The sequence below is a fragment of the Staphylococcus sp. NWU MKU2 genome (assembly GCF_033283605.1).
GTDB lineage: Bacteria > Bacillota > Bacilli > Staphylococcales > Staphylococcaceae > Staphylococcus > Staphylococcus haemolyticus.
Map to the genome: position 1 here is coordinate 13,162 of NZ_JAVSMH010000012.1, position 13,257 is coordinate 26,418.

Annotated in this window: 11 protein-coding genes; all 11 read right to left on the minus strand. The window is 32.3% G+C overall.

Translation table 11 applies throughout. The annotated features are described in order from the left end of the window. Positions 1-99: 99 nt before the first annotated feature. The 11 genes from SBL15_RS12190 to SBL15_RS12240 all read right to left on the minus strand — a co-directional run bounded on the left by SBL15_RS12190 (position 100) and on the right by SBL15_RS12240 (position 13,181). A complete protein-coding gene (locus SBL15_RS12190) occupies positions 100-918 on the minus strand; it encodes an MIP/aquaporin family protein (RefSeq protein ID WP_107612124.1) in 819 nt (272 codons plus the stop codon). 226 nt (positions 919-1,144) lie between these two features. Continuing rightward, a complete protein-coding gene (locus SBL15_RS12195; RefSeq protein ID WP_037537275.1) occupies positions 1,145-1,678 on the minus strand; it encodes a glycerol-3-phosphate responsive antiterminator in 534 nt (177 codons plus the stop codon). A gap of 15 nt (positions 1,679-1,693) precedes the next feature. After that, entirely contained in the window at positions 1,694-3,706 is a 2,013-nt protein-coding gene (gene mutL, locus SBL15_RS12200) for a DNA mismatch repair endonuclease MutL (RefSeq protein WP_107613427.1), read from the minus strand. 12 nt (positions 3,707-3,718) lie between these two features. Continuing rightward, positions 3,719-6,370: a DNA mismatch repair protein MutS gene (mutS, locus tag SBL15_RS12205; RefSeq protein WP_317956143.1), complete on the minus strand. Its 2,652-nt coding sequence runs from the start codon at positions 6,368-6,370 to the stop codon at positions 3,719-3,721. A 267-nt stretch (positions 6,371-6,637) separates the two neighbouring features. Continuing rightward, entirely contained in the window at positions 6,638-7,129 is a 492-nt protein-coding gene (thiW, locus tag SBL15_RS12210; protein ID WP_317956145.1) for an energy coupling factor transporter S component ThiW, read from the minus strand. Between the two features lie 21 nt (positions 7,130-7,150). After that, positions 7,151-7,516 (minus strand): RicAFT regulatory complex protein RicA family protein, encoded by a 366-nt coding sequence (locus SBL15_RS12215; protein ID WP_107612120.1) that lies wholly within the window; start codon positions 7,514-7,516, stop codon positions 7,151-7,153. Then, positions 7,517-9,061 carry a tRNA (N6-isopentenyl adenosine(37)-C2)-methylthiotransferase MiaB gene (gene miaB / locus SBL15_RS12220; protein WP_037537282.1) on the minus strand — a complete coding sequence of 515 codons (1,545 nt, stop codon included), beginning with the start codon at positions 9,059-9,061 and terminating at the stop codon, positions 7,517-7,519. A gap of 297 nt (positions 9,062-9,358) precedes the next feature. Beyond that, complete coding sequence (locus SBL15_RS12225; RefSeq protein WP_317956147.1) at positions 9,359-9,655, minus strand: MTH1187 family thiamine-binding protein; 297 nt, start codon at positions 9,653-9,655, stop codon at positions 9,359-9,361. 60 nt (positions 9,656-9,715) lie between these two features. Next, positions 9,716-10,327, minus strand: a complete 612-nt coding sequence (locus tag SBL15_RS12230) for a poly-gamma-glutamate hydrolase family protein (protein WP_053017102.1) — start codon at positions 10,325-10,327, stop codon at positions 9,716-9,718. Positions 10,328-10,553: 226 nt separating this feature from the next. Further along, a complete protein-coding gene (locus SBL15_RS12235) occupies positions 10,554-11,420 on the minus strand; it encodes a 2-oxoacid:ferredoxin oxidoreductase subunit beta (RefSeq protein WP_107612119.1) in 867 nt (288 codons plus the stop codon). Next, positions 11,421-13,181, minus strand: coding sequence for a 2-oxoacid:acceptor oxidoreductase subunit alpha (locus SBL15_RS12240; RefSeq protein WP_317956149.1), 1,761 nt, complete (start codon positions 13,179-13,181; stop codon positions 11,421-11,423). Between the last annotated feature and the right edge of the window lie 76 nt (positions 13,182-13,257).

Consider the following 13,257-nt stretch of genomic DNA (forward strand, 5'->3'; position numbering starts at 1 on the left):
AACACTTATTTTTTAATTTTGAATAATAAGGAAGTGTACTATATGTATAGCACTTTTCCAAAAAAATTAACCACTAATTTAAGATATTTATTAAATTAATTAATAAATAGACTCAATATCATTTGATTTATTAGATTTGTTTAATACTAAACCTAATACTAATGTTGCTATTACTAGTAAAATACCTACTGCACAAATTAAATCAAATTGACCTTTATAAAACACTTTATAAATTACTGCTCCAAGCATACCTCCAGCTATAGGTCCTAATACAGGTACTATCGCGTATCCCCAATTAGAACCACCTTTACCTGCAATTGGTAATATAGCATGAGCGATTCTTGGTCCTAAATCACGTGCTGGATTAATTGCATATCCAGTCGGACCACCTAAGCTCAAGCCAATAGCCACGATTAAGCCACCAACAATAAGTGGATTCATTCCATCTGCAATTTTATTTACACCGATAAATAAGATACCTAAACATAGGATTGCTGTCCCAATAATCTCACTTAAAAAGTTTGCAAAATAATTCTTAATTGCAGGTGCTGTAGAGAATACACCTAACTTTGCACCCTGATCTTCAGTTGCCTTCCAATGTGGTAAATACATTAACCAAACTAATACACCACCAAAGATACCTCCAAGCATTTGACAGATAATATAGCCAGGTACTTTAGCCCAACTAAAACTTCCATCCATCGCTAAAGCAATTGAAACCGCTGGATTTAAATGTGCACCTGAAAACTTACCAACTGCGTATGCGCCCATTGACACGGCTAATCCCCAACCTGCTGCAATTACTATCCAATCAGAATCCTGTCCAGCACTTCGCTTTAAATTGACGTTAGCACAAACGCCACCACCGAAAAGGATAAGAATAGCAGTACCAATAAATTCTGCTAAATATTCATTCATGACGAATCCTCCTATAAGACAAAAAGATTCCTACAAAAGCGCTAATAAAGGCATTGCAGAAATCTCTTCGTCTCTTAATCTAATATTAACTTGTTTAAATCATACAGAAAGTTTGTAAGCGTTGTCAATACTTTCGTTAAAAATTTGTCACATTTAAATTGTTTAAAAAATAGTTATGATTGCTTTTTAAGATTTTAAATTAAAGCAAAATTGTTAACGATACTATCTACCATAATAAACGATTGCTTGTTGTAACGTAACTTGCCCCGCTATCAAGTGCTTGAACAATTTCACTTTCTTCATTAATTAAACCACCTGCTATAACTTTTGAAGGGGTTTCTTCATCAATAATTTTAACTACTTTATGTGCAATCCCAGGTAATACTTCAACGAAATCTGGTTCAACCTTCTTAATTAAGTTGATGCTTCTACTTAATGCTTGGCTATCTATAATAAACACCCTAAAAATCGTTAACTTATTTAACGATTTAGCCTTCTGAATTACTTTAGATTTGGTAGAAACGATCCCTTTAGGATTATAAGTTTGAATTATATACTCACAAGCAAATTCATCGACAGCCATCCCTTTAATTAAATCAATATGAATATAAGTTTCAATTTGATTCGCTTTAAGTAATGCCATAACACTTTTCAAATGGCCGATATGCATATCTAATAATACGCATATCTTATAATCTGTTTTTATTAATTTCTCTAAATCTTTCATGTTGCGTATCGCTGGTAAAACATATTCCTTCATGCGGCATTTTCCTCTCTACATTACACGTTTAAATAGTTTTTCAAGTTCATAATTTGAGAAATTGATGATTATAGGTCTGCCATGAGGACAAGTGAATGGATCTTCTGCTTCACGTAACTGATCAATCAAATCCGCCATTTCATTATTTTTTAAATAATGATTTGCCTTTATTGATTTTTTGCAACTCATCATGATGGCAGCATCTTCACGCATTTTTTTAACATTTACTTTTTTATCGTTTAATACTAACTCAACCATATCTTGAATAATTTCTTCAGCTTCAGCTTTTGGGAACCAAACTGGGTAACTATTAACGATATAATCATGACCGCCAAAGTGCTCTAAATGAACACCCACTTTGTCTAATTCATCTTGATATTGATCAATAATCATTTGTTCATCTTTTGAAAAGTGGAATGTTAGTGGTATTAATAAATCTTGAACTTCATTAGTCACTTCGCCAATTTTTTCTCTAAAATATTCATATTTGATACGTTCTTGTGCAGCATGCTGATCTATCATAAACATGCCATTCTCATTTTGAGCAATGATATAAGTGCCATGCACTTGTCCAACGACTTCCATATACGGAACGCGTCGAGATGGTGTGTTACTTACTTTACCTTTAATATCATTATTATCTTGCTGACTGTATAATGTTTGATAAGCTTTTGATGACGCTTCATCACTATTGTTTTGTTCAGTTACAACTTCTTCTGAATCGTTTGTAGATTCGTCATTTAATGATGAAACATCACCATTGTCTAAGTCATTCAAAATTTCTTTTTGAATTTGGAAGTAATCTTTGTCATCTGAACGTTTATTATTATGTACGAAACTTTCCGTACTTTCATTAATTAACTCATTATTATCTAAATTTGAATTTTGTACTTCAGATTCACTCATATCATAATAATGAGAATTAGAATTGTCTTGATTAGTGTTACGCTGCCTTCTTTCAAAGTCTAATTTTTGTTGTTCAAATTGATTTAAGACTTTATTTTTTTTAGGCGTTCTATCCAAATCGTTTTGTGGAATTAAAATTCTATCCTTGAATGCATAACGGATTTTCTCAACTATTAATTGATATAATTGCTCTTCCTTTGATAATCTGACTTCTAATTTAGTTGGATGGACGTTCACATCTACTAATATAGGATCCATTTCTATGTTTAAATAACATATCGGGTAGCGTCCTATTGTCAGTAATGTATGATAACCTTCAATAATAGCTTTATTTAGTACAAAATTTTTAATATATCTTCCATTGATAAAAATTGATATATAATGTTTGTTACTTCTTGAGTGTTCTGGCTTGGCCACAAAGCCTTCAAGGTGATAATCACTTGTATCACCTTGAATATGCACTAAATCTTTTGCTACTTTTATACCATAAATCTCTGACATAACTTCATTTGTTTTACCTGAACCATTCGTTTTTAATAACGTTTTTCCATCAGATATTAAAGAAATTCGTATATCAGGATGACTCATTGCCATCCGATTCACAATATCTGTAATTTTACCTAACTCTGTGTATAAGCTTTTAATATATTTTAAGCGAGCTGGTGTATTGTAGAAAAGTGATGAAACAGTAATATCTGTACCTTTTTTAGCTTTAGCAGGTTTACGACTTAAAATCTCTCCCTTTTCTGCATAGATTTCATGTCCATTCTCATTATCAGTGCAAGTTTTAAGTGTAACTTTAGCAACTGAAGATATGCTCGCTAATGCCTCCCCACGAAATCCTAACGTTCTGATATGAAATAAATCGTCATCGGCATCTAATTTACTAGTGGCATGTCTATGAAACACTAAATCTAAATCATCTTGTTCTATTCCAGTACCGTTATCTACTACTCTAATTGAGGATATACCTGATTGTTCTACCTCAATATTAATTTCTGTCGATTTAGCATCGATTGCATTTTCTAGCAATTCTTTCACAACTGAGCTTGGACGCTCTACTACTTCGCCTGCTGCTATTTTATTAGCTAAAGAGGTTTGTAGTTCTTTAATTTTGCCCATTTTCAAACACCTCTATCTCAATTGGTTTTGTAATTCACTTAGTTTTAGTAATGCTTCAATAGGCGTCATGTTTGATATATTAAGATTTTTAATCTGTTCCTCAATTTCACTAGTCATTGTTTCTGAATCAAATAAATCGAAAGACGCTTGCTCAAATTCATTCTCATTTTCATACTTTGTTGTTTGAGACTTTTTATCATTGTTATTTGCATTTTGTGCGTCATCATCTTCAAACCCTTCCACTGAGGCTGAATCTTTAAGAACAGTAACGTTAGAATACTCTTCATTATCAGATGCTTTTTGACTTTGTTCAAAAGCATCTAATATAACTTGTGCACGATTAATAACTTCATCTGGCAAGTTAGCTAGTTTCGCTACTTGAATACCATAACTATCATCTACAGCACCATCTTTTACTTTATGTAAGAAGATTAATTCACCTTGATATTCATCTGCAGCCACATGAACATTTTTAAGACTTGGTAGTTCTTGATCTAAAGTCGTAAGTTCATGATAGTGTGTTGAGAATAAAGTTTTCGCATGAGATGTTTGAGCAACATATTCAATCATTGCTTGAGCTAGCGCTAACCCATCATATGTTGAAGTTCCTCTACCAATTTCATCGAAGATTATTAAACTATCTTCTGTTGCGTAAGTTAAAGCTTTTTGTGCTTCTAACATCTCTACCATAAATGTACTTTTTCCTGATACTAAATCATCTGCAGCACCTATACGAGTGAATATTTGATCAAATATTGGTAATTCTGCTTTATCACAAGGAACATAAGCCCCCATTTGAGCCATGATGCTTATGATTGCTACTTGTCTCATGTAAGTTGACTTACCAGACATGTTAGGACCAGTTATTAGATATATAAAGTTATCTTTATCTAATTTACAGTCATTAGGTACATAGTCGTTGTAGTCCATCACACGTTCAACAACAGGATGGCGAGAGTTCTCTAAACTTAGCGTTTTATTATCACTAAATTCAGGTTTAACATAGTTGTATTTTTGTGCAATTTCAGCAAAACTTTGTAGGCAGTCAAGTTCAGAGATGATTTTAGCCTGTTTTTGAAGTCTTTCAGTATATGTTTTAATGTGTTCTCTTAGGCGAACAAATAGTTGATATTCAAGATCTACCGCTTTATCTTCTGCACCTAAAATAACATCTTCTTTTTCTTTCAATTCATCTGTAATGAAGCGTTCGGCATTGGACAATGTTTGTTTACGGTGATAGCCAAATTTACTAGGTTCAAATCCTTGTAAATTTGCTCGTGTAATTTCTATAAAATAACCAAACACTTTGTTAAAACTAATTTTAAGAGATTTAATACCTGTACGCTCTCTTTCTTTAGCTTGTAGTTGTGCTAACCAATCTTTTCCATTTTTAGAAGCTTCTAAGTATTCATCTAATTGTTTACTAAAGCCTTGTTTAAATAGACCACCATCTTTAATGGAAATAGGCGGTTCTTCGATTAAACTATCTTCTAACACTTGTAATAAGTCTTCTAACGGTTCAAGGGAACTAAATTGATTTGATGCTACGTCATTCATACTTTCAAGTAAAGATTTAATATTAGGTATCTCTGAAATTGAATGTTTAAGTTGAATTAAATCACGCGCATTGACATTGCCATAACTGACACGGCCAACAAGTCTTTCTATATCATATACTTGATTTAAATATCCTCGTAATGTGTCTCTCTCAATAAAGTGATTCATGAATGATTCTACTACACTTAGTCTTTCTTCAATTCTTTCTTTATTGATTAATGGTCTGTCTATCCATTGCTTAAGGCGACGTGCTCCCATCGGCGTTTTAGTTTCATCCATTAACCATAAAAGTGTTCCTTTTTTAGATTTTAATCTAATACTTTCAGTTAATTCTAAATTTCTTTTAGCATAGTAGTCCATCTTCATAAAATCCACTGCAGCATACGTTATTGCAGTTTCTAAGTGAGACAAATCTCGTTTTTGAGTATGATAAACATAATCGAGTAATAGTTGTGTTGCTAGATACATATGATTATTAGTTAATTGATTCACTTCATAGCTTGCATCGGAAATAGATTCTCTAATTGTTATAGTTTCTGTAGTTAAATAGATTTGTTTTTTAAGATTATCATCAATTTCCTGGTTAACAACGATTTCATTAGGATTAATAGTTACAATTTCATTAATCAATGTATCTTCATCTTCAATTTGAGTGGCCTTTAACTCTCCTGTAGAAATATCACAATAACTAAGGGCGTAGTTACTATCTTGTTTAATGAAACTTAAAATGTAGTTATTTTGGTTTTCATCCATACCACCTTGTTCCATGACTGTTCCAGGTGTTACAACTCTAACTACTTCACGTTTTACCATACCTTTAGTTTGTTTAGGATCTTCCATTTGTTCACAAATTGCTACTTTATAACCATTATTTATCAATGTTTCAATATAGCTATTAGCGGAATGATACGGAACGCCACACATAGGTATTGGATTCTCTTTTTTAGCATCTCTTTTAGTTAATGTAATTTCTAATACCCTTGACGCTTCTTTAGCATCTTCAAAAAACATTTCATAAAAATCGCCTAATCTGAAGAATAATAAGCAATCTTGATATTGCGATTTAATTTTTAAATATTGTTGCATCATCGGTGTCGTGTTAGACATATTTTCACAACCTTACTAATTTTTTCCGATTTATTACATGCTTTTAACTCATATATTTTAACATATGAAATGTTACAACGCTCGTGAGTTCATTTTATTGATTTTATTTACTTTTTAGAGTTTAGTTAAAAATGATTCATCTTAATTTACAAATAAAAAAGATTATCACAACAAAATAAAGACCACATCCGTTTCATAAACGACTGAACTTTACTTTTTGGAATGATAACCTCAAATCAACTAAAACAATCTCTTATTTCCAAACTATTATTTTTTAAATCTATCTAGTAAACCTCTTTTTTTCAACATTATAAGTAAGAAATAACTAATAGCAGCTCCGATAAAACTTGAAATAATAAACGCTATCATTAAAGGTTTGACGAAGAAATCTTGCATACCTAAAACCCAGGCCATTGGTATACATAAAAGACTTCCTATAATGCCTGTACCAATTACTTCACCAACAGCAGCCATAAAGATATGTCTTCTATACATATAGAATACACTAGCCAATAGCACGCCAATCATACTTCCAGGAAATGCAAAAAAACTACCAGTACCAAATAAATTTCTTATGATTGATGAAATTAATGCTTGGGCTAAACCGTACCATGGTCCTACAAATACTGCACATAACACATTGATGAAATGTTGAACAGGTGCTGCTTTGACAGGACCTAAGGGTATGATAATAATACTGCTTAATACAACATTAGTGGTAATTAACAGTGCAGTAAGTGTCAATTTTCTATTGTTCATAGTGCTTATCCCTTTCTTCCATTAATCCTTATGTTCATCTTCATTATGTTCATTCAAACGATCTTCCATTGTGCTTATCATTAGTTGTAATAAATCATTTGCTTCATAATGAGCAGAACGAAATTCTTCCACTATTGGTAATTCATTAATTTCATGTTCAAGCGCTTCAATTTCATTTTCTGATTGTTGATAAGCATGTTGTTTCCCATAATTTTGAAAATTAACAGATTGCTTCTGTTGTTTTTTTAAGCGGTTCATTTTACTTTCAATATTATGATTTTCATGAATTTGTTTCTCTATATTTTGATAAGATTTTATTAAATCTAAATCTTGAATTTTACTCGTGAGTTGATCGGCTTGTTTTAAAATATCATCTTTACTATACATTTAATTTGTCACCAATGGTGCATCGTTAAATTCTTTGAATGTACCATTTAATGAATATTGCTTTGTTTCATCAATTTCAACATTTACTAACTTACCGATTGCTTCACGTGGTCCTTTAAAGTTAACTAACTTGTTCTTTTCAGTATAACCTGCTAAAACTGTATCATCTTTTTTACTTGAACCTTCACATAGAACAGTTACAGTTTTGCCTTCATATTGATTCATGGCTTTTTCTGAATAATGTCCTACTTTTTTATTTAAACGTTGTAATCGTTCTTTTTTAACGTCTTCAGGTACATTATCTTTCATTTTTGCGGCAGGTGTACCATCCCTTTGAGAGTATAAATACGTATAAGCGTGCTCAAATTGAACTTCGTCATATAGTGATAGTGTCTCTTCAAATTGCTCTTCAGTTTCGTTTGGATATCCAACAATGATATCAGTAGTTAAAGCTACATTAGGTATTGATTTTTTTATTCTATTAACTAGATCTAAATAACTTTCTCTTGTATATTTACGTCCCATAATTTTCAATACAGCATTATTTCCTGATTGCACGGGTAGATGGATATGAGGTACAATATTGCCACCTTTAGCTATTACTTCAATCATTCTATCTGTAAAGTCCCATGGGTGACTAGTAGTAAAACGTACTCTTGGAATATCAATTTTGGAAATGTCTTCTAATAAATCTCCTAATCCATACTCTAAATCCTTAATATCTTTACCATATGAATTTACATTTTGACCAAGCAAAGTTATTTCTTTATAACCATCTCTCGCTAAACCGCGAACTTCTTCAATAATATCTTCTGGTCTACGACTACGTTCTTTACCTCTAGTAAAAGGTACAATGCAATATGTACAGAATTTATCACAGCCATACATAATATTAACCCATGCTTTTGTACTACCTTCACGTACTTTAGGAAGGTTTTCAATAATGTCGCCTTCTTTAGACCAAACTTCGACAACCATTGCTTTAGATAGGTATGCTTCTTCTAAAATTTCAGGTAATTTGTGAATATTATGAGTTCCAAAAATCATATCCACATTTTGGTATGATTTAAGTATTTTATTTACTACTGACTCTTCTTGTGACATACATCCACATACACCAATTAATGCTTCTGGTCTATTCTTTTTTAAATGTTTTAAGTTACCAATTTCACTAAACACTTTATTTTCAGCGTTTTCACGAATCGCACATGTATTTATCAAAATAACGTCCGCTTCGTTGATATCTTCTGTAGCAGTATATCCTAAGGCTTGTAATATTCCTGCCATTACCTCAGTATCATGTGCATTCATTTGGCAGCCATATGTTTTTATTAAGAATGTGCGGCCTTTGCCCATCCCTTCAAACTTGTCTTCTATATGAAAGTCACGATTATAATTTATATCTTGTTTTCCACGTTTACGTGCTTCTTTTAAACTAGGTGGTTGATAAATTTTTTCGAAATATTTACTATAATCTTTTTCTACTTTTCTATCGCGTTCATCAAGGATATTTATCGTACCAGCTTTTCTTTGTTCTTCGTTCACTTTAAAAAATTCCTTTCTATATGCCCTTATATCATTAGTTCATTATATTAAAATTAATAATAAAGTGCAAAAAGAGTTGAAATAGTTAATAAATTTGTCATTTAAAAAGTGGAATGGGGTGGGATAGAAATAATATTTTTACAATATTTATTTAGATGTAATCCCAGCAAAGCAAGATTAACTAGCATTATATAAGCTTGTTATAAGTATTTTTTAGAACAGTCAACTACTGCCATTATAAAAAATATAGCCTAAGACACAGATTTATGTCTCAGGCTTATCTCATTTAAACTTTACTTACTCGTTATCATATTTTCCTGTCAATGTTTCAATTGTGATGCCAGCTGGTACATGGTAGAACTTAACTTGACTTATAATACTCGGACATTCTAATTCAACCACACGTTCATGCAATTTTTGGATTAAAATTAAGCACTCACTCATATCACCTTGAACTGTGGTCTCAAGCGGGCCAACTCTAAAATGCAATCCAGAATCATCAATAATTTTTATTGCCTCATCTACATAAGGTATAACGTCTTCATTGTTTGGCGTTTTCGGAACGATTTGAATACTCATTAATGTGTCTTGCATTAACAATCACCTCATTCAATATTATTACCTTAATTTTACCACGCCCTTATTTAACTTGCCTTAATTAATTGCCGAGTTAATTGCTTGGCCAAAATCATACATTTTATCATCCCAATTTGATTCATCCATTCTACTTTTACGATTAAACTTATTATTTTTAAATAAAGACTTTCTTAAACTAGATGTTAATTCTATTTGTACCCCAACTTCATTTTTCGTGCAATTAACTATATTATCATCTTGAACACCAGACATGTGACTCGGTGCTTCTTTAACTTCTACACCTATTTGATTTAATTCATTAGCAATACGCTCTTTTAATTGATTATCTTTACCACCGATATAAGCAACGTTTTCTTCACCAAGACATCCATGAATTGTTACAGCACGTTCACTAGATTTCACTAAGTTCATTGCGATATCATTATCATAGTTTATAGATGTCACATGCAATTCATTGTTTCCTTTTGTACGAATACCGTTAAAGGCGAAATAATTAAATTGCCCTTCATTAGCGATGACCCTAGCAATTTCAGAAGTAGCTGGTTCAATTCCACCACCATGTATTGCTAAAATCGTTACGTTACTATCTCTATCTTCAGTAATTATCTCCCAATCCTCATTCTCAATTGTCTCATTTTGTAATTCTTTCATTGAATGATATTTATCCATTGTAAAAACCTCTCTTAAGTATAGTGTTATTATTATTCTTTCCCATTTTATAGGTTCTAAAAAGTATTTAAATGATTTTTAACAATGATTACTTAAACTAAAATATTTTAATATTTTCTATACATCATTAAGCAATGGTGTTATTATTTTCAATAAAAAAACTCTTAAGTTATAAAAAAAACTCACTTCAAAACTTAAAGCGTTTTAAAGTGAGCTCCTACAATTTCTATACAAATTGAGCAGTTAAGTTATTAAAATCTTCTTCTGTTATATGAATATCGCGTTTAGATAATGCACTTTCATTTAATTCTTCAATTTGAGACTCATATGATGGTGTTTCAGTATCTTGATATACAATACCTTTAACTAGTGATTCATGATCTAGAACAGTCTTCATTGCTAATTGTTTATCTGAAGTATCATAGCCTTCGATATCTTCTAAACTAGTTAAATGTTCTTTAAACCAATCATATGTGTTTACTTTGTTGTATGTTACACATGGTGAAAAGACATTTACAAAAGAAAAACCATCATGGTTAATCGCATCTTCAATTAGTTTAGTTAATGCTTTAATATCACTAGAAAAGCCTTGTGCTACAAAAGTAGCGCCTGATGATAAAGCTAATTCGAGTGGTGCAACATTCTTCTCGATATTACCTTTAGGGGTAGATTTAGTAACAAAACCAACCGCAGATGAAGGCGACGTTTGACCTTTAGTTAAGCCATAAATTTGATTGTCCATAACAATATACGTCATGTTCATATTACGTCTTAATGCGTGTATGGTATGACCCATACCAATAGCGTATCCATCACCATCACCACCAGAAGCAATAACTGTTAAATCCTTGTTCGCCATTTTAACACCTTGCGCTAATGGTAAAGCACGCCCATGTATGCCATGTACACCGTATGAATTAATATAACCAGATAGTCGTCCTGAACAACCTATACCAGTAATAACTGCTACTTCCTCTGGCTCTAACCCTACATTAGCTGCCGCCTTTTGAATAGCTGCTTGAACTGAGAAATCACCACAACCGGGGCACCAATTTGGCTTCACATTATTTCGAAAATCTTTAAATGTAGCCAATTATACCAACTCCTTACTTTCGCTTACTACTTTTTGTCCTTTAGATTCAATTTCATGAGGTAAGAAAGGTGTTCCATCATACTTAGTTTGATTTATTAATTTATCTTGAATAGTTGTATTCATTTTAAGGATATTTGAAAGTTGACCTTGATAATTATGTTCAACAACAATAACTCTAGATACTTTATCGATAGCTGCTTGAATGACATCTTTCGGCATAGGATGTAGTTGTCGAATCTGCATTGTATTTACTTTTATACCTTGAGCGTTTAATCTTTCAGCACCTTCTTGAATAGCACCTTTACTAGATATGAACCCTATAAATAGAATATCTGCTTCTTCGTGTTGTTCATCTAACTCAACAGGTTTTTCAATTAGTAAATTTGTTGTTTTAAGCATTCGTTTTTCCATTTGTTGACGTCTATTTTCAGCCGCTTCACTCGGTTTACCTTCTTCATTATGTTCAACGCCAGTTACATGGTGTATGCCACCTTTAACACCTGGAATAGGTCTAGGTGATACACCATTTCCTGTTAATGCATATCTTCTAAAGTATTGTTTGTCATCTTCTTCTCGTTCAATATCAGATTGTAATAACTCGCCACGGCGTATTTGAATTTTATTATAATCTAAGCGTTCAACTGTTTGTTTACCTAATGATAATTGTAGGTCACTCAATATAATTACTGGGCACTGATATTCTTCTGCTAAATTAAAAGCCTCAATAGTTAAATAAAATGCATCTTCAGCATCTGTAGGAGCAACTACTATTTTAGGTATATCTCCATGCGTACCATAAATCATTTGCATTAAATCTGATTGTTCTTGCTTGGTTGGTAAACCTGTAGATGGTCCACCACGTTGAGTATTAATAATGACTAAAGGTGTTTCAGTCATACCTGAAAGGCCTATGGCTTCTATCATAAGTGATAAACCTGGGCCAGCACTAGCAGTGAATGCTCTGACACCTGCATAATTAGCACCAATTGCCATATTGGCTGCAGCAATTTCATCTTCAGTTTGTACTACCGTGCCGCCTACTTTTGGGACGTTTGCAATCATATATTCCATAATTTCAGATGCCGGTGTAATTGGATAAGCAGCCATGAAACGAGAACCAGCTGAAATCGCACCTAATCCAATAGCATCATTACCAATCATATATAAGTGTGGAGTCTCTTCAGTCGTTTGTAGTTTGAAGTCTCCTTGTAAATCATTTAATTGTTCTTTCATCAATGTATAACCTTGATTTAGAGCTTCAATGTTCATTTCTACAACCTTTTCACCTTTTTTAGTAAACATATTAGTTATAAGGGTTTCAAATGTTGCAGTATCTAAATCCATGATTGCACTTGTTGCTCCTACAGCAACCATATTTTTCATTAATGCAGTACCTAATTCTTTAGCTGTGCTAGTAAAAGGTAATTCAATAAGTTGAGCACGACATTGTTCAGGTTTTGTCGGTTTAGCTTTTGCATCAGCAATAATAATGCTATCTTCACGCATTTCATGATGATTCAATTCAATCGTTTCTTGATCAAAAGCCACTAGAATGTCTAAATCATCACTGATTGCATGTACAGGCGCAGTAGACACTCTAATTTTGTTATTAGTATGTCCACCTTTTATACGACTTGAGAAATGTCTATATCCATATAAATAATAACCTTTACGGTTCATTGCTGTGGCAAAGATTTCTCCAGTCGATTCGATACCTTCACCTTGTTGTCCGCCCACTTTCCATGATATTTGTGATTTCATATCATATGCCTCCTGTGGAATTAATTCATAATAAATCATAACAAAAATAACCACCGTCTTACTATGACAACAGTGG

Excerpts from the sequence above, each read along its gene's own strand:
- SBL15_RS12190 (WP_107612124.1), bottom strand. The coding sequence starts at position 918 with ATGAATGAATATTTAGCAGAATTTATTGGTACTGCTATTCTTATCCTT.
- SBL15_RS12195 (WP_037537275.1), bottom strand. The coding sequence starts at position 1,678 with ATGAAGGAATATGTTTTACCAGCGATACGCAACATGAAAGATTTAGAG.
- mutL (WP_107613427.1), bottom strand. The coding sequence starts at position 3,706 with ATGGGCAAAATTAAAGAACTACAAACCTCTTTAGCTAATAAAATAGCA.
- mutS (WP_317956143.1), bottom strand. The coding sequence starts at position 6,370 with ATGTCTAACACGACACCGATGATGCAACAATATTTAAAAATTAAATCG.
- thiW (WP_317956145.1), bottom strand. The coding sequence starts at position 7,129 with ATGAACAATAGAAAATTGACACTTACTGCACTGTTAATTACCACTAAT.
- SBL15_RS12215 (WP_107612120.1), bottom strand. The coding sequence starts at position 7,516 with ATGTATAGTAAAGATGATATTTTAAAACAAGCCGATCAACTCACGAGT.
- SBL15_RS12225 (WP_317956147.1), bottom strand. The coding sequence starts at position 9,655 with ATGCAAGACACATTAATGAGTATTCAAATCGTTCCGAAAACGCCAAAC.
- SBL15_RS12230 (WP_053017102.1), bottom strand. The coding sequence starts at position 10,327 with ATGGATAAATATCATTCAATGAAAGAATTACAAAATGAGACAATTGAG.
- SBL15_RS12240 (WP_317956149.1), bottom strand. The coding sequence starts at position 13,181 with ATGAAATCACAAATATCATGGAAAGTGGGCGGACAACAAGGTGAAGGT.